Raw genomic sequence first — 16,267 nt, 5'->3', positions numbered from 1 at the left:
GGCCCTCCCCTCCGAGGCCGGGAGTTCATGGGGGCGGCGCAAGGCGCCGCCCGAGCGGTCCCACCGGAGTTTGAAGTTGGACAACAAGTCTTTTGCACGCATTGCCGTCTGGATCCTCGTGGCGGTTGTGCTCTTCACCGTCTTCCGCCAGTTCGAGACCACGAGCTCTGCGCCGCTCGACACGACGAGCTACACGCAGTTCATGGAAGATGCCAAGGCCGGCAAGATCCGCCGCGTGGACGTCCAGGGACGTCGCATCACCGTCACGCCCCAGTCGGGCTCTGAGTACGTGATCACGAGCCCGGGCGACCTGTGGATGGTCGAGGACCTCCGCAAGGCCGGCGTCCAGGTCTACGGCAAGGCCGAGGAAGAGCCCTCGATGCTCGCCTCCGTCTTCGTCTCCTGGTTCCCGATGCTTCTGCTGATCGGCGTGTGGATCTTTTTCATGCGCCGCATGCAGGGCGGCGCGGGCGGCTCCGGAGCCTTCAGCTTCGGCAAGTCCAAGGCCCGCATGCTCTCCGAGCAGGACAACAAGATCCGCTTCAAGGACGTCGCGGGCTGCGACGAGGCCAAGGAGGACGTGCAGGAGATCGTCGACTTCCTGCGTGATCCGACCAAGTACCAGCGCCTCGGCGGCCGCATCCCGCGCGGCGTGCTCCTCGTGGGCGCCCCGGGCACCGGCAAGACGCTGCTCGCCAAGGCGATCGCCGGCGAGGCCGGCGTCCCGTTCTTCACGATCTCGGGCTCGGACTTCGTCGAGATGTTCGTCGGCGTCGGCGCGGCGCGCGTGCGCGACATGTTCGAGAATGCCAAGAAGAACGCCCCCTGCATCATCTTCATTGACGAGATCGACGCGGTCGGCCGCCAGCGCGGCGCGGGCCTGGGCGGCGGCAATGACGAGCGCGAGCAGACCCTGAACCAGATGCTCGTCGAGATGGACGGCTTCGACACGGGCGCGAACGTCATCGTGATCGCCGCGACGAACCGTCCCGACGTGCTTGACCCGGCGCTGCTGCGTCCGGGCCGCTTCGACCGCCAGGTCGTCGTGCCGATGCCGGACATCCGCGGCCGCGAGCAGATCCTCAACGTCCACATGAAGAAGATCCCCGCAGGTCCCGATGTCGAGGTGCCGATCCTCGCGCGCGGCACCCCGGGCTTCTCGGGTGCCGATCTCGCGAACCTCGTCAACGAGGCCGCCCTCTTCGCCGCGCGCCGCAACGGCCGCGTCGTGACGATGAAGGACTTCGAGGACGCCAAGGACAAGATCATGATGGGCGCGGAGCGCCGTGCCATGGTGATGACCGAGGACGAGAAGCGCAACACCGCCTATCACGAGTCCGGTCACGCCGTCGTGGCGCGTCTGCTCCCCGAGAGCGACCCGGTGCACAAGGTGACGATCGTCCCGCGCGGCCGCGCGCTCGGCCTGACGATGCAGCTCCCCGAGCAGGACCGCTACGCCTACAACAACCAGTATCTCCTCACGCGCATCGCGATCCTCTTCGGCGGCCGAATCGCCGAGGAGATCTTCATGCACCAGATGACGACGGGCGCGTCGAACGACTTCGAGCGCGCCACCCAGCTCGCCCGTGACATGGTCACGCGCTACGGCATGAGCGAGAAGATGGGCCCGATGGTCTACGCCGAGAACGAGGGCGAGGTGTTCCTCGGCCGCTCGGTGACGAAGACCACGCACGTCTCCGAGCGCACGATGCAGGAGGTCGACGCCGAGATCCGCCGCATCATCGACGAGCAGTACGCCCGTGCGCGCAAGATCATCGAGGACAACCGCGACAAGATGGAGATGATGGCCAAGGCGCTCCTTGAGTGGGAGACGATCGACAAGGATCAGATCGACGACATCATGGAGGGCCGCGAGCCCCGCGAGCCGAAGAGCACCGTCGCCATGGAGAACATGAAGCCCCGCTCGCGCGAGTCCGAGATGAAGGCCGCCGAGGCGAAGGCCCCGGAGGCGAAGGCGCCCGAGCAGAAGACTCCGGCGGCGGAATCCCCCGCCGCGACGGACAACGTTGCTCAGGAGCTCAGGGACAAGCCCGAGGACGCGCCGAAGGAAACGCCGAGGGACGGTGATGCGCAGTAACCGCATCGAGTCCTGAAGGCATCAGAGGCCGCCGGTCTCAGGAGGACGTCACGTCCGGCCTGGGCGGCGGCCTTTTTGAGTTTTGAAGAACGAAATTTTTGTGAAGGAAGCAAAGGAAATGTCAGCCCCGGTCTGGAAGATTTCCGAGAACGAACTCGATCTCACGAGCGGCCCGATCATCATGGGCATCCTCAACGTCACGCCGGACAGCTTCTCCGACGGCGGCGAGCACAACCTGCCCGTCGAGGCGATCAATCACGCGCAGCGCATGCGCGACGAGGGCGCGGTGATCATCGACGTGGGCGGCGAGTCGACCCGCCCGGGCTCGGGCGAGGTCTCGCTCGAGGAGGAGCGCCGCCGCGTGATGCCTGTCATCGAGGCGCTCTGCCGCGACGGCGCGATCGTCTCGGTCGACACCTCGAAGCCCGAGATCATGACCGAGGCCGCGGCGCTCGGCGCCCAGATCCTGAACGACGTGCGCGCCTTCACGCTGCCCGGCGCGGCCGAGGCGGCGGCGGCGACCGACTGCGGGCTCGTGATCATGCACCGCACGGAGGACGCGCCCCGCCGGAGTGACGACGTCGTGGGCGACGTGCTCGAGTACCTCATGGAGCGCGAGCGGGTGCTCACCCAGCTCGGCGTCGAGCGGAGCCGCATCTGCCTCGACCCGGGCTTCGGCTTCGGCAAGACGCCGGAGGAGAACTTCGAGCTCATCGCCTGGACCGAGCGCTTCATCGAGACGGGGCTCCCCGTGATGACCGCGCTCTCGAGGAAGAGCAGCCTCGGCGCGGTCACGGGCAGGAAGGACCCGCACGAGCGCGTCGTGGCAAGCGTCGCAGGCGCCCTGCTCGCCGTCGAGCGCGGCGCGCACATCGTGCGCGTGCATGACGTCGCCGAGACCTTCGACGCCTTCTCGGTGCGCGAGGCGGTCCATGCGGCGTACGACCGCCGCTGCTGGTCGGAATAAAAAGACTCACGGGAAAAGCCCGGGGTCAATCCGCCCTTCGGATGCCTGTTGCCTCCCGCCTGATTGGTATACAGTTTTAGTTTCTACTCCCCTCAGATAAATACAACAGCACAGACAGGAGAAAAAGAGATGAATCGACGCTATTTCGGCACTGACGGCGTCCGCGGCAAGGTGGGCAAGAGCCCCATCACGGCGGACTTCGTGCTCAGGCTCGGTCAGGCGGCGGGCAGGGTTCTGCGCCGCCACAGCCCGACGGGCCGTGCGACCGTGCTGATCGGCAAGGACACCCGAGTCTCCGGCTACATGCTCGAGGCGGCCCTTCAGGCGGGCTTCTCGAGCGCCGGCACCGACGTCGTGCTCTGCGGACCGATTCCCACGCCCGCGGTCGCCTATCTCACGCGCGCGCTGCGTCTTGACGCGGGCGTCGTGATCTCGGCGAGCCACAACCCGTACGACGACAACGGCATCAAGTTCTTCTCGGGCGCCGGCCGCAAGTTCCCCGACGAGTGGGAGCTTGAGATCGAGGCCGAGCTTGACCGCGAGCTCGAGTCCGTGAGCTCCGCCGAGCTCGGCAAGGCCCGCCGCCTCGAGGACGCCACGGGCCGCTACACCGAGTTCTGCAAGTCCACGATCGGCGAGGAGATCGATCTGAAGGGCATGCGCATCTACGTCGACTGCGCCAACGGCGCCGCCTACCGCGTCGCCCCGGACGTGTTCCATGAGCTCGGCGCGGACGTCGTCGCCTTCGCCCACGAGCCCGACGGCTTCAACATCAACAAGGGGTGCGGCGCGACGCACACGAAGGATCTCGCGGACCGCTGCCGCGAGGCCGGCTGCCAGGTCGCCGTGAGCCTTGACGGCGACGCGGACCGCCTGATCATGGCCGACCCCGAGGGCAACGTCTACGACGGCGACCAGCTGCTTTACGTGATCGTGCGCGACCGCATGAGCCGCGGCAAGGTCTTCGGCGTCGTCGGCACGCTGATGTCGAACTACGGCTTCGAGAAGCGCATGACCGAGCTCGGCGTCGAGTTCGTCCGCGCCAAGGTGGGCGACCGTTACGTGCTCGAGAAGCTCCTTGAGCGCGGCTGGCGCTTCGGCGGCGAGACCTCCGGCCACATCCTCGCGCTCGACCGTCAGACGACGGGCGACGGCATCGTGAGCGCGCTCCAGGTGCTCGCCTCGATGCGCCGCACGGGCAAGAGCCTCGCCGAGCTCACGAGCGACCTGAAGCTCATGCCGCAGGTTCTCGTCAACCAGCCGATGACGAAGGGCTATGACTGGAAGGGCGATCAAAAGTTCATGGCCGCCGTCGCGCGCGCAGAGGAGGCCGTCAGAGGCCGCGGCCGCGTGCTCATCCGCCCGTCGGGCACCGAGCCGCTGCTGCGCGTGATGGTCGAGGCCGATGACCGCGAGCTCGCGACCCGTCTCGCTCAGGAGACCGCCGCCGCCCTCGGCAGCTGAGCACGGCCGGGAATCCCGCGTCCCGCTCCGGGGGCAATCGTCCGATGACGACGGAAAACCCGGGCGGGGCGTGATAAATTTCCGGTCTCAACCCAAAACGGTGCACTGGTGCACTGCGTTTCTTCGTTTCATGGCCCGGCCATGACTCCCTCTCAAAAGGAAACGCGGTGCGGGGAGACGCACCGGCCACGGCACAGAAGTCCGCAGGGCTTCAAGAAGCAGAAAAATAATGACAGACAACGATTCAGAAGCGCAGAATCCGGCGGAGGGATCCGGAGCGGCGTACGTGCATTCACTTGTGCTCTACCTCACGGGAGGGCAGGAATTCACGATCAATGAGCTTTCGGACTCTGAGAAAATGCCTCAGAATGTCATCGCCTTCATCAACGCGTGGCGGCAGCGCCGTGACGTGTGGCACTCACCGAACAACGAACCCAACTTCGGTGTGCGCCTGAAGGACGTGTCGCTCTACGAGTACCGCGTCACGGAATACAAGGACGGGTATCCGCCGCCCGAGGGCGCCTCGGAACCCGACTGAGCATTCCAGGACGCAGCAAGACAAGCCGCGGGCGGAAGGTTCCTTCCGACAAGCCTCCGCCCGTGCCATCAACCTCCAAGGAGAATATGAAATGAAGCAGATCGTCGCCGTGATCAAGCCCTTCAAGCTTGACGACGTCCGCGAGGCGCTCGGCGAAGCCGGCGTGCACGGACTGACGGTTACGGAAGTCAAGGGCTTCGGCCGCCAGAAGGGCCACACCGAGCTCTACCGCGGGGCCGAGTACATCGTCGACTTCCTCCCGAAGCTCAAGGTCGAGACGGTTGTCGCTGATGACCTCGCCGAGCAGGCGATCGAGGCGATCCGCAAGGCCGCGCACACCGGCAAGATCGGCGACGGCAAGATCTTCGTCTACGACGTCGAGCAGGTGATCCGCATCCGCACGGGCGAGACCGGCGAGCAGGCGGTCTGATTCAGACATTTTCTCCCAGAGAAGATGAAGGGCGCTTTTCCGACTTCAGGAAGGCGCCCTTCGCATTTTCCGGTGGTGTCAGTCTTCGCCGTCCGGCTTCTCCGGATCCCTCGGATCACGGGGGACCGGCCTCGAGGAGTTCGCCGGTCGGGTGACCGAGTAGTGCTTCACGCGCTCCGTGCGGGGAAGCGGGCGCGACTGCTGCCGCGGGGCGGTTTTCGCGGTGCGGGCCGGGTCGGTGCTCTTCCGTCTCAGAATCCGAGAGAGCGAGATCGGGCCGTTCCCGGGGAAGATCTTCTGCGCGAGCGAGGTGCTGTAGCGGATCTCCCAGTTGAGCTTCAGCGTGATCATGCGCAGCAGCACGATCGTGAACGCCGTGACGAACGTGGCCGCCTGCGGGCGCACGTCGTCCGAGAGCAGGATGATGCCGATCCAGCAGCCGATGAAGCCCGCGAGCCCGTAGGGCTTGCGGTCGGAGAGCGCCGAGGGCATGCGGTTGAGGAGCACGTCGCGCATGATGCCGCCCAAGATGCCCGAGGCGACGCCCACGAGGCTGCAGGAGAGGGGCGCGAGCCCCTTCTCCCAGGCGAGCACCGTGCCCGAGGCGCAGAAGATGCCGAGGCCCACGGCGTCGGCCCAGAGGAAGACCTCGTGCGCGGCGGGTCGCGAGAAGCGCTTCACGATGCGGGGCGCGAAGATCGTGACGATCAGCAGCACCCAGACGATCGCGTCATGCCTCACCCAGTAGAAGGGGCGCAGGTCGAGGAGCAGGTCGCGGACGGTGACGCCGCCGAAGGCGCTCGTGAAGGCGAGGATGAAGACGCCCACGGGATCGACGCCGCGGCCCTGCGCGGCGAGGATTCCGGCGAGCGCGAAGCCGAGGATGCCGACCGTGTCAAAGAGCTCGGTCGTCTGGGCGAGCGCCGCGAAGACGGGTTCTCCAAACATGCTTCAGACCCTTTCGAGGTGAACGTCGCTTCTCAGCGGTGCGTGCGGCGCTTCGAGTCAAGCAGCACGATCACCGCGCCGGCGTCGCCGTCATGCGGGGGCGCCTGGACGAAGGCCATCACCTCGACCTTCTGCTTGAGCCAGCGGCGCACCATCTCCTTCAGAACGCTCACGCCGCCCTCGGAGTTGTAGCCCTTGCCGTGGACGATCCTGAGGCACCGGTCGCCGCGGATCTGCGCGTTGCGGATGAACTGCGCGACGGCGTCGCGCGCCTCCTCGACGAAGAGCCCGTGGAGGTCAATGTGCGCCTGCACGGTCCATTCGCCGCGGTAGAGCTTGCGGGGGATCTCGGGGGAGACGTCGGGGCGGCGGAACATCAGGCCGTCCTCGCTCTCGAGGAACGTCACCGGATCGCACTCGTCGGAGAGCGACTCCTCGAGCACCTCCCTGCGGTCGGCCTCGAGCTGGCGCGCCACGGGCTCGGGCTTCTTCGGATGCTTCTGGACGCGGCCGCGCGTCGTGTCGGTGGGCTTCACGCCCATCTCCTTCATCGCGGCGCGGAACGCCTCGCCCGCGGCATCGCGGTCACGCGCCTCAAGCGCGGCTTTCTTCCTCGCCGCCTCGGCTGCCTCGGCCTGCTTCTTGAGGTCGCGGGAAACCTTCTTGAGGTCGGAGAGGTTGTGGTACTGACTCATTGTCTTTGTCCGGAAATTCGTAGGGAGACTTCTGGCGCAGGCGGGGCAGGCGCCCCGCCTGTTTCCGAGGTCCGTCAGTGACGGGCTGCCTCGGCCTCGAGGAAGCGCTGCGCGTCAAGCGCGGCCATGCAGCCGGCGGCCGCGGACGTGACGGCCTGGCGGTAGACCTGGTCCTGCACGTCGCCCGCGGCGAAGACGCCCGGGATGTTCGTGGCCGTGGCGGCGGGCGAGCCCGTGCCGGCGGTGACGATGTAGCCGTTCTTCAGCGTGAGCTGCCCGTCGAAGACCTCCGTGTTGGGGCGGTGGCCGATGGCGATGAAGACGCCGTCGACGGCGACCTCGGCGGGGGCCTCGCCCTTCGTGCTGGCGAGACGGACGCCCGTGACGCCCTTGCCGTCGCCGAGGATCTCGTCGACGGTGCGGTTGAGCGCAAGCTCGATGCGGCCGGCCTCGACCTCGCTCATGAGCTGGTCGACGAGGATCGGCTCGGCGCGGAACTGCTCGCGGCGGTGCACGAGGGTGACGCGGCTCGCGATGCGCGAGAGGTAGAGCGCCTCCTCGACGGCGGCGTTGCCGCCGCCCACGACCGCGACGGGCTTGCCGCGGTAGAAGAAGCCGTCGCAGGTCGCGCAGGCCGAGACGCCCTTGCCCTTGTAGGCCTCCTCGCTCGGCAGCCCCAGGTACATCGCCGAGGCGCCGGTGGCGCAGATGAGCGCGTCGCAGGTCCAGGTCTCACCCATGTCGGTCGAGAGCGTGAAGGGGCGCTTGGAGAGGTCGACCTTCTTCACGAGGTCATAGACGACCTCGGTGCCGAAGCGCTCGGCATGCTTCTGCATGCGGTCCATGAGCTCGGGGCCCTGGATGCCCTCGACGGCGGCGGGCCAGTTGTCGACCTCGCTCGTGGTCATGAGCTGGCCGCCGGCTTCCATGCCGGTGATGAGAACGGGCTTGAGATTGGCGCGCGCGGCGTAGACGGCGGCCGTCCAGCCGGCGGGGCCGGAGCCGAGGATGATGACGCGGGCGTGCTTGGAGGTGGTCATGTCTTTAGGGGGGAAGTTGTTTTGAGTAATGGTGGGAAACTGCGCAGGATAGTCCTTCCGCAGGGCCGTCGGGCGCGCGAAAGGGCATCCGTCGCAAAAAGCCGATCCTTTCATTATGACGGCGGAGTCTTGCCCGGATGTGATCAGGGCCCGCGGCAACTTTGTTGCAAACCTTCCGATGCGGCGGAAAAGGCCGCTCGCGGCGCGGCAATCTAAAATGAGGGACTTCCGAGGGGCCGCCTCCCGCGACCCCGTTTTCAGAGAGTCCCATGGCGAGGAAGAACGCACGCGCAAAATCCGAGACGACGAAGAAGAAGTCCGCGAAGTCAACGCAGAAGGAACAGGTCGTGACGAAAGAGGCCACACTCCTTGCCTACGAGCAGGAGGTCGCCGCCGCCGAGCGTGAGGAGCGCCGTGCCAAGCGCCGTGCCGCGATGAACGAGATGCGCGAGCGCGTCTCCGACATGACGCTCGGGCTCGCGCGCTGGGTGTGGCACCGCAGCTGGGTCTTCTCGGTTCCCGTCGCGGGCGTGCTCGCCGCCTCGCTTGGCTCCTATTCCCCCGAGGATCCGGCGTTCTCGGTCTCGACCGCACGGGCGGCCGCGAACCTCTGCGGCGTCTTCGGCGCCTGGACCGCGGATCTTCTCTACTCGGCCTTCGGATTCTCCGCCTGGTGGTTCGTGCTCGGCCTGGTGATGGTCGCCTGCTTCGCGCTGCGCTCGCGCTGGCGTGCCTCGCGCGGCGAGACGAACCCGGACCGCATCAATCCGCCGAAGTTCACCTCGTTCTTCGGCCTGTGCGCGCTCATGGTCGGCTCGACCTCGTTCGAGGCGCTGCGCTTCACGCACATCAATGCGAAGCTGCCGGCGGACGCCGGCGGCATCATCGGCGATACGCTCGCCCGCGCCAGCGTGCACTACGTCGGCGTCGGCGTGGCCGCGGCCGTCTTCGTCATCCTGATCGCGATCGGTCTCTCGCTCCTCATGGACTTTTCCTGGACGAACCTCGCCGAAGGCATCGGCCGCTTCATCTGCGACAGGATTCTCTCGCGCTTCATCCGCAAGAAGAACGGGGATGATGACGCGGACGCCCTTGAAGGCCTCGAGGACGGCGGCGGCGCGCTTCCCGCGCCGATACCCCCGCCTGTGGCACTCAGCCAGGAGGTCCGGATCATGAAGCCGGAGCAGGAAAAGAACGATGACGGCGCCGGGCTCTTCCCCGAGCAGGTGGTGGCGACGAACGTGAGCGTCGGCGAACGGCCGAGCCTCGCGCTTCTTGACGACCCGGAGCTGGCGCGCAAGGGAACCGACGAGGCGTCGATCCAGATGGTGAGCCGCATGATCGTCTCCAAGCTCCAAAGCTACGGCATCAACTGCGAGGTGAAGGGCGCGCAGCCCGGGCCCGTCATCACGCAGTACTGGCTCGAGCCCGGCCCGGGCGTTAAGGGCGCCCAGATCGAGAACGTGCGCGATGACCTGCGCCGTGCGCTCGGCGTGCAGTCCGTGCGCATTGTGCTCAGCATTCCCGGCACGAGCTACCTCGGTCTCGAGATTCCGAATCCGGTCCGCGAGATGGTGCGCCTGAAGGAAATCATCAAGAGCGATGCCTTCGAGACGAGCGAATCCGCGCTCACCCTCGCGATCGGCAAGGACATCGCGGGCAAGCCCTTTGTGATGGACCTCGCGAAGACGCCGCATCTGCTCGTCGCCGGCACGACCGGCTCGGGCAAGTCGGTCGGCATCAACGCGATGATCCTCTCCATGCTCTTCCGCAACGATCCCTCGCAGCTCCGGCTCGTGCTGATCGACCCGAAGATGCTCGAGTTCTCGCTCTACAACGACATTCCGCATCTGCTCACGCCGGTCGTCACCGACATGAACAAGGCGAGCGCGGCCCTGAAGTGGCTCACCGGCGAGATGGACCGCCGCTACGCCGTGATGAGCAAGGTGGGCGTGCGCCAGTTCTCCTCCTACAACGAGAAGGTCGCCGATGCGATCAAGCGCGGCGAGCCGATGCGCGACCCGATGGCCGCGAAGGATGACCCGCAGGCGCCGACGCTCGAGCCCTGGCCCTACATCGTGTGCGTCGTCGACGAGCTCGCCGACCTGATGCTCACGAACAGGAAGGAGGTCGAGGGCGAGATCACGCGCCTCACGCAGAAGGCCCGCGCGGCCGGCATCCATCTGATCCTCGCCACGCAGCGTCCCTCGGTCGACGTCGTCACGGCGATCATCAAGGCAAACGTGCCGACGCGCATCGCCTTCCAGGTCGCCTCGTCCACGGACAGCCGCGTGATTCTCGGCGAGTCGGGCGCCGAGCAGCTCCTCGGCAACGGCGACATGCTGATGCACCGCCCCGGTCAGACGACGTCGGTCCGCATCCAGGGATGCTTCGTCGCCGACGGCGAGGTGCAGCGTGTCGCCGAGGAATTGAAGCGCCTCGGCTCGCCCGTCTACGTCGAGGGCGTCACGGAGAGCTCGTCCGACGAAGAGGGCGAGGAGGCCGGAGCCGCCGGCGGTCGCAGGGCGGGCGAGAGCGATCCGCTCTACGACAAGGCCGTCGCGCTCGTGCTCCAGGAAAAGCGCGCCTCGATCTCCTTCGTGCAGCGCCATCTCGGCGTCGGCTACAACCGCGCCGCGAACCTCCTCGAGGCGATGGAGAAGGCCGGCCTCGTGAGCAAGCCCACGAGCGCGCTCGGCAAACGCACGATCCTCGTGCCCACCCGTGACTGATCGAAGCAGATTTCCGGAGGTTCCCCCAATGAACACGCGCTTTTCGAGTTCCCGCCGCACCCTCCTCATCGCCGCGGCCGCCGCGATCGCGTTGCCGGTCCGCATGGCCGCCGCGGCGCCAGCCTCTGACGGGCGTGCGCTGCTCGAGGCGTTCCTCGCGCGTGCGAAGGGGGGAGAGGGAACATTTCGTCAGCAGACCCGTGACCGGAACGGAAACGTCACGGGCTCGGCCGAGGGGCGGTTCGTCTTCCTGCGGCCGGGCGCCTTTGACTGGTCCTACACGAAGCCCTACTCGCAGCAGATCGTGAGCGACGGCAAGACTCTCTGGATCTATGACGAGGATCTGATGCAGGTGACGGTCCGACCGATCGGCGAGGGGCTCGATGCCACGCCCGCCGCGGTGCTCTTCGGCTCGGGTCGCATCCCCGAGGACTGGGGCGTCGAGAGCGCGGAGCGTGTGCTCACTCTCACGCCTCCGGAAGCCGTGGGCGGTTTCGAGCGCATCGTCATCCGCTTCTCCGCGGAGGGCGTCCCCGCGACGCTGGAGCTCTCGGACAGCTTCGGGCAGACCACGACGGTGGAGTTTCCCGGATTCGCTGCGGCAGTGCCGCCTGCGGACCGTTTCGCTTTCAAGGTTCCCGAGGGCGTGGACGTGGTCGAGGCCTCCTTCTGACACGTCGGGGAGCGTTTCTTCTCGATCGGGTAAAATCGTCTGCACCTGAAGTCCGCAACATCAGGGCGGGCTTCGTCTAAGTTTTCGAACGGGACGCCGTGAGCGGCGCGGTGACGCGCCCGGCTCCGGAATCAGTCTCAGAAGATGTCAGGCATCTTTCACGAAGTGCAGAGGAACCTGCGGCGCTTCTCTTCGAGCTGCGTCCGCCGGCTCCCCGTGATGCGCTTCAATCACAGGGAGCCCTCAACATGAAAAGCAGCATGCGCCGCCTGATCATTGACAAACTGCTCACGGAGAAGGACTTCGTTCCCTTCGAGCAGTTCGTCTCCGTGCTCAAGGTCAGCGAGCCGACGATCAAGCGCGATCTTCGTTTCATGCGTGAGGAGCTCGGTGCGCCGATCCGCTACTCAAGGGCCCGCGACGGCTATTTCTACTCGACTGCCTCGAGAGAGGTCTCCACGCGCCGTCCCAAGGTGGAAAGCAAGGTCCAGGCGATTGAAAACCGCCGTGTGACCCCCCGTCTTGCGCAGAAGCAGTGGTATTCGTCCGACGAGCTTTATGTGCTCACCTCGGCCTATGACCTCCTCGGCGCGCTCGAGCTGGACCGCACGTCCGCGCTCTCGGCGGAGCTCGCTCCGCTGCGCGCGCGCGTGCTCGGTCTCTTCACCCTGGGCGGCACGAAGCCGCGCGACCTGATGCGGCACGTCCGCATCGTCAACCGCGGCACGCCCTTCCGTGAGCCCGAGACCTTCGAGACCATCGGATGCGCACTCTGTGAAAAGCGCCGGGTCAAGATCCTCTACTACTCCTGGCACTCCGACGAGCACACCGACAGGGAAATCTCGCCGCTGCGCCTCGTGCACTACCGCAACCGCTGGTATGTGGATGCCTTCTGCCATTCCACGCAGGCACTCAAGACCTTCCTGATCGAAAACATCAAAACCGCCGAAATCCTTCCCTCGGGTGTCAAGCGCATGACGCTTGAATCCGTGGCGCAAGAGCTCGACGCCGGCTACGGCATATTCCACGGCAGGCAGGTGGTCAACGCCAAGCTTCTCTTCACGGAAGAGGCTGCGCGTTACGCCCTGCGTGAGTCGTGGCATCCGAAGCAGCGCGTCGAGCAGCTCGATGACGGCTCCCTGATGCTTTCGGTCCCATACACCAACCCGACGGAACTCGTCGGCGAGGTCCTGCGCTGGGGCTCCAGGGTGAAGGTTGTCGAACCCGAGGAGCTCAAGGTAAAGGTCCGTGACGAGGCCGAACGCATCGCCGCGCTCTATTCGGAGCGCCCGACCGCAGGCTCGCAGGATCAATGACCGAGGAAGAGGCAAGGAAAAGAAGACGTCGTCCCCGGCGTCATGCGAAGGCAGCCGGGATGAAGCCTTTGCCGCGGATTTTCTTCTGCGGCGACCCGCACGGATCTTTTGACCAGATCAACACCGCCGCGCGCGAGCACAAGCCCGACGCGATGGTGATTCTGGGCGACATGCAGCCGCCGGCACCTCTCAACGAGGTGCTGGAGGAGGCGCTCGCCTTCACACAGATCTGGTGGATCCCGGGGAACCACGATTCAGACACGGACAGCATCTACGACAACCTCTGGAGGAGCGAGCTCGCGCAGCACAACCTCCACGGGCGCGTCGCGACCGTCGCCGGCATGCGCATCGCGGGCCTGGGCGGCGTGTTCCGCGGCATGGTCTGGATGCCCGACGACGCGCCGAACTATTTCTGCCCGGCGACCTTCATCCGCAGGGTCGGAGCGGGGAACATGTGGCGCGGCGGTCTGCCTCGTCGGCATAGAACGACAATTTTCCCGTCGGTCTATCAGAACCTCATGCGCCAGCATGCGGACATCCTCATCACGCACGAGGCTCCGGGATGCCATCGCAAGGGCTTCTCGGCGATCGACCGCCTCGCCGACGCGCTCGGCGTGAAGTGGCTTTTCCACGGGCACCAGCACGAGGACCGGGTCTACGGTCATCCGCACGGCATCGTCACGCTCGGCGTCGGCTACAGGGGCATCACGAGTCTCTCGGGCGAGGTGATCGTCCCGGCGCAGCTTGATCCCCGCGAGGCCGCGGCGCTCAGAAGCGCGATCAGCTGGGCCGAGGGGCACGGCGTGCCGACCGCGAACGCGGTCGAGCTTCCCGCCGGTGCGAAACCGGCCGCGGAGCCGAAGGTGGCGCCCGTTCCGGTCGTGGATCCGAGCGACCCGCAGGAGCACATGCTCGCCGAGCAGGCGGAGCGCAGAAACCGTGCGCTCATCGCCGAGAGCCGTCCTGACCCGAAGAGGGAGGCAGAGCTCGGCCGCGCCGTGGCCGCCAGGGCGCCCGGCGGACGCTGGAAGCGCTTCAGAAACGCAAAGAAGAAAAAGCCGGCGAGGAAGAACCAGGCCGGCTGACCAAGCGGAATAAGGAGAGTGAGTGCCCGTTCACTACTCTCCTTCTTCTTTGAGATCAATCGAGGCGCAGGCAGAGGAGCCTGGCTCCCTCCTCGGCGCCGGCCGTCTCGGTGTCGAGCACCGCCATGACGTTCATGCCGGCGAGTGTGGTGAGCATCGCCGAGCTCTGGGACTTCGTCGGACGGAAGCGAAGCTCACCCTCTTCAAGCTCGGCACGGCCGCGCACGAGATCCGTGCGGCCGGTGCGTCCCTTCACGCGGGTGGCCGCCGTCGCCGGGACTTCCTCAAGGTCGAGGGGCCCCGCGGCGCCGGTGGCGAGCCGGATCGCGCGGCGCAGGAAGAGCTTCGCCGATACGGCCGCGGCGACGGGATTGCCCGGAAGCGCCATGAACCAGCAGGCGCGCTCTCCGGCGAAGCGGCCGAAGGAGAAGGGCTTTCCGGGGCGCATGCTGATGTGATAGTGCGAGATGCCGCAGCCGAGGTCGTTGAGAACCCGGCAGGTGTAGTCGTGCTCGCCTTCGCCCACGCCGCCCGAGGCGACGATGAAGTCGCTGCATTCGGCCGCGGCCGAGAGGGCGGAGCGGATCACCTCGGGGTCGTCGGGGAGGATGCCGAGATCCTCGACCTCGGCGCCCCATTCGCGGCAGAGCGCGGTGATGAGCGGGGAGTTCGCGTTGTAGATCTTTCCAGGCGGGAGCGCCGTGCGGGCTCCGGGGGCGACGAGTTCGTCACCCGTGGAGAAGACCGCGACCGAGATGCGGCGGCAGAGAAGGTCGCCCGCGCCGAGCGATGCTGCGAGACCGATCCATTCTGGAGTGAGCACCTGCCCCGGATGGATGACGGTCTCCCCGGCCTTGATCTCCTCGCCGCGGATGCGGACGTTCTCGAGCGGCTTCACTTTCTCGGCCGGGAAGCGGACGATGTCGCCCTCGGAGGCGGTGCGCTCGAAGGGGATGACCGTGTCGGTCTTGTCAGGGACGGGAGCGCCCGTCATGATGCGGACGGTGCAGCCCTCGGGAACGGGACCCTCGAAGGGGGCGCCCGCGTAGGCCGTGCCGATCACCTTGAGCTCGATCGTTCCGCCGGCGGAGAGTTCCTCCCTGCGGAAGGCGAATCCGTCCATGGCCGAGTTGTTGAAGGGAGGAACGTCGGCCGGGGCGGTGACGGCCTCCGCGAGCACCCGGCCGCAGGCCTCTCCGAGCGGAAGGCGTTCGGTGCGTGCATCCGGGGTGATCGCGTTTTCGAGGATGCCGTAGACTTTCTCGATACTGATGAAATCGGTCATGAGTGAACCTCAGCAAGGTTTGTGCGCTTGTGCGTCTTGGTGCCGCAAAGGATAGACCAGGCACGCCCGCGGCGACACCCTCTCTTGGCTGATGGGCATCATCTCGGCATCGTCTTTTCTGGAGAGATCAATGGGCGCGATCACCCGCGAAGCAACCACCGCACTTATCTTCGCCGGAGGCCAGGCCACCCGCATGGGCGGCGTCAACAAGGGACTCGTCCCCCTGCGCGGGCGAGCGCTCATTCTCCATGTGCTTGACGCCGTCCGTCCCCAGACGTCGGCGCAGGTGATCTCGGCGAACCGCGACGCGGAGGTGTTCGAGGGGTTCGGCGTCAGGGTGATCTCCGACCGTGTGAAGGGATTCCCGGGACCGATGGCTGCGCTCGAAGCGGCGAGCGCCCCCGGGGTGATTGAAACGGAGTGGGTGCTCACTGCTCCCTGCGACGCTCCGTATCTGCCCGGGGACATGCTTGAGCGATTCGCCGAGGCGCAGAGGAAGGAGCTTGAGGCGGGAAGGGATCCGGACACCTTCGTTGCCGAGACGGAGAACCGGATCCAGAGTGCGGTGGCCTGTGTCCGGGCAAGCTGTCTGCATCTGGCAGCAGAGTCGATCAGAAATGATGAGCGGCGTCTGCGCCGCTGGTACATGACGCTCGGCGCCGTGGCCACGCCTTTCCCGGATGAGTCGCGCTTCGCCAATCTCAACACCGGCGAGGAGCTCGAGGCGGCTCAGTGAGGCGGAGATGAATCCCGCTCTTGACATGAGGAGCGATTTCTGTCATCATTCGCAAACGCGCTTCTGAAAACGCAGGGGTGCGGAACGTCAGGCGCCGGCCTGAACTTCAAAAAAGTTCGAAAACGGCACTTGACACGAAGGAAAAAGATCTGTATAGTTCGCATCCTTCGCTGCTCGAACGAGCAGCAGTTCTTTAAAAATCAGAATTCAACGAACCGATAAGTGTGAACATCGGGAAGCTTTGAGAAGTCCGAAAGGGC

14 protein-coding genes are annotated in these 16,267 nt (G+C 66.3%); 10 read left to right on the top strand and 4 right to left on the bottom strand.

Features of this window, described 5'->3' with window-relative positions:
* Window positions 1-76 precede the first annotated feature (76 nt).
* From ftsH to Q4F91_RS05825, 5 genes are all read left to right on the top strand, one after another.
* Entirely contained in the window at window positions 77-2,098 is a 2,022-nt protein-coding gene (gene ftsH, locus Q4F91_RS05845) for an ATP-dependent zinc metalloprotease FtsH (RefSeq protein WP_303335575.1), read from the top strand.
* 118 nt (window positions 2,099-2,216) lie between these two features.
* Window positions 2,217-3,065, top strand: a complete 849-nt coding sequence (gene folP / locus Q4F91_RS05840; RefSeq protein ID WP_303335574.1) for a dihydropteroate synthase — start codon at window positions 2,217-2,219, stop codon at window positions 3,063-3,065.
* A gap of 129 nt (window positions 3,066-3,194) precedes the next feature.
* A complete protein-coding gene (gene glmM, locus Q4F91_RS05835; protein ID WP_303335570.1) occupies window positions 3,195-4,529 on the top strand; it encodes a phosphoglucosamine mutase in 1,335 nt (444 codons plus the stop codon).
* Between the two features lie 358 nt (window positions 4,530-4,887).
* Window positions 4,888-5,067, top strand: coding sequence for a hypothetical protein (locus Q4F91_RS05830; protein WP_303335568.1), 180 nt, complete (start codon window positions 4,888-4,890; stop codon window positions 5,065-5,067).
* 91 nt (window positions 5,068-5,158) lie between these two features.
* Window positions 5,159-5,497 (top strand): P-II family nitrogen regulator, encoded by a 339-nt coding sequence (locus Q4F91_RS05825; RefSeq protein ID WP_303335565.1) that lies wholly within the window; start codon window positions 5,159-5,161, stop codon window positions 5,495-5,497.
* A 78-nt stretch (window positions 5,498-5,575) separates the two neighbouring features.
* Here Q4F91_RS05825 and Q4F91_RS05820 read toward each other — a convergent pair whose 3' ends face one another.
* The 3 genes from Q4F91_RS05820 to trxB all read right to left on the bottom strand — a co-directional run bounded on the left by Q4F91_RS05820 (window position 5,576) and on the right by trxB (window position 8,180).
* Window positions 5,576-6,445, bottom strand: coding sequence for a trimeric intracellular cation channel family protein (locus Q4F91_RS05820; protein WP_303335563.1), 870 nt, complete (start codon window positions 6,443-6,445; stop codon window positions 5,576-5,578).
* Window positions 6,446-6,477: 32 nt separating this feature from the next.
* Entirely contained in the window at window positions 6,478-7,140 is a 663-nt protein-coding gene (locus Q4F91_RS05815) for a Smr/MutS family protein (protein ID WP_303335560.1), read from the bottom strand.
* A 74-nt stretch (window positions 7,141-7,214) separates the two neighbouring features.
* Window positions 7,215-8,180, bottom strand: a complete 966-nt coding sequence (gene trxB / locus Q4F91_RS05810) for a thioredoxin-disulfide reductase (RefSeq protein WP_303335557.1) — start codon at window positions 8,178-8,180, stop codon at window positions 7,215-7,217.
* 269 nt (window positions 8,181-8,449) lie between these two features.
* On the opposite strand from trxB, the gene Q4F91_RS05805 reads away from it, so the two are divergent.
* The 4 genes from Q4F91_RS05805 to Q4F91_RS05790 all read left to right on the top strand — a co-directional run bounded on the left by Q4F91_RS05805 (window position 8,450) and on the right by Q4F91_RS05790 (window position 13,986).
* Entirely contained in the window at window positions 8,450-10,912 is a 2,463-nt protein-coding gene (locus Q4F91_RS05805) for a DNA translocase FtsK (protein WP_303335555.1), read from the top strand.
* A gap of 28 nt (window positions 10,913-10,940) precedes the next feature.
* Complete coding sequence (gene lolA / locus Q4F91_RS05800) at window positions 10,941-11,585, top strand: outer membrane lipoprotein chaperone LolA (protein WP_303335552.1); 645 nt, start codon at window positions 10,941-10,943, stop codon at window positions 11,583-11,585.
* Window positions 11,586-11,833: 248 nt separating this feature from the next.
* Window positions 11,834-12,901, top strand: coding sequence for a YafY family protein (locus Q4F91_RS05795; protein ID WP_303335550.1), 1,068 nt, complete (start codon window positions 11,834-11,836; stop codon window positions 12,899-12,901).
* Window positions 12,902-12,960: 59 nt separating this feature from the next.
* A complete protein-coding gene (locus Q4F91_RS05790) occupies window positions 12,961-13,986 on the top strand; it encodes a metallophosphoesterase (RefSeq protein ID WP_303335547.1) in 1,026 nt (341 codons plus the stop codon).
* Between the two features lie 55 nt (window positions 13,987-14,041).
* On the opposite strand, the gene glp is transcribed toward Q4F91_RS05790, so the two are convergent.
* Window positions 14,042-15,271, bottom strand: a complete 1,230-nt coding sequence (gene glp / locus Q4F91_RS05785; RefSeq protein ID WP_303335544.1) for a gephyrin-like molybdotransferase Glp — start codon at window positions 15,269-15,271, stop codon at window positions 14,042-14,044.
* Between the two features lie 130 nt (window positions 15,272-15,401).
* Here glp and mobA point away from each other — a divergent pair, with 130 nt between their 5' ends.
* Window positions 15,402-16,007 carry a molybdenum cofactor guanylyltransferase MobA gene (gene mobA / locus Q4F91_RS05780; RefSeq protein WP_303335541.1) on the top strand — a complete coding sequence of 202 codons (606 nt, stop codon included), beginning with the start codon at window positions 15,402-15,404 and terminating at the stop codon, window positions 16,005-16,007.
* Window positions 16,008-16,267: the final 260 nt, after the last annotated feature.

Origin of the sequence: Sutterella sp. (genome assembly GCF_030539355.1) — a bacterium.
In the GTDB taxonomy this organism is placed as follows: domain Bacteria; phylum Pseudomonadota; class Gammaproteobacteria; order Burkholderiales; family Burkholderiaceae_F; genus Sutterella.
This window is presented reverse-complemented; position numbering and strand designations above follow the sequence as displayed.

Excerpts from the sequence above, each read along its gene's own strand:
- glp (WP_303335544.1), bottom strand. The coding sequence starts at position 15,271 with ATGACCGATTTCATCAGTATCGAGAAAGTCTACGGCATCCTCGAAAAC.
- glmM (WP_303335570.1), top strand. The coding sequence starts at position 3,195 with ATGAATCGACGCTATTTCGGCACTGACGGCGTCCGCGGCAAGGTGGGC.
- Q4F91_RS05825 (WP_303335565.1), top strand. The coding sequence starts at position 5,159 with ATGAAGCAGATCGTCGCCGTGATCAAGCCCTTCAAGCTTGACGACGTC.
- lolA (WP_303335552.1), top strand. The coding sequence starts at position 10,941 with ATGAACACGCGCTTTTCGAGTTCCCGCCGCACCCTCCTCATCGCCGCG.
- Q4F91_RS05815 (WP_303335560.1), bottom strand. The coding sequence starts at position 7,140 with ATGAGTCAGTACCACAACCTCTCCGACCTCAAGAAGGTTTCCCGCGAC.
- folP (WP_303335574.1), top strand. The coding sequence starts at position 2,217 with ATGTCAGCCCCGGTCTGGAAGATTTCCGAGAACGAACTCGATCTCACG.
- Q4F91_RS05820 (WP_303335563.1), bottom strand. The coding sequence starts at position 6,445 with ATGTTTGGAGAACCCGTCTTCGCGGCGCTCGCCCAGACGACCGAGCTC.
- trxB (WP_303335557.1), bottom strand. The coding sequence starts at position 8,180 with ATGACCACCTCCAAGCACGCCCGCGTCATCATCCTCGGCTCCGGCCCC.
- Q4F91_RS05830 (WP_303335568.1), top strand. The coding sequence starts at position 4,888 with ATGCCTCAGAATGTCATCGCCTTCATCAACGCGTGGCGGCAGCGCCGT.
- mobA (WP_303335541.1), top strand. The coding sequence starts at position 15,402 with ATGGGCGCGATCACCCGCGAAGCAACCACCGCACTTATCTTCGCCGGA.
- Q4F91_RS05790 (WP_303335547.1), top strand. The coding sequence starts at position 12,961 with ATGAAGCCTTTGCCGCGGATTTTCTTCTGCGGCGACCCGCACGGATCT.
- Q4F91_RS05805 (WP_303335555.1), top strand. The coding sequence starts at position 8,450 with ATGGCGAGGAAGAACGCACGCGCAAAATCCGAGACGACGAAGAAGAAG.
- Q4F91_RS05795 (WP_303335550.1), top strand. The coding sequence starts at position 11,834 with ATGAAAAGCAGCATGCGCCGCCTGATCATTGACAAACTGCTCACGGAG.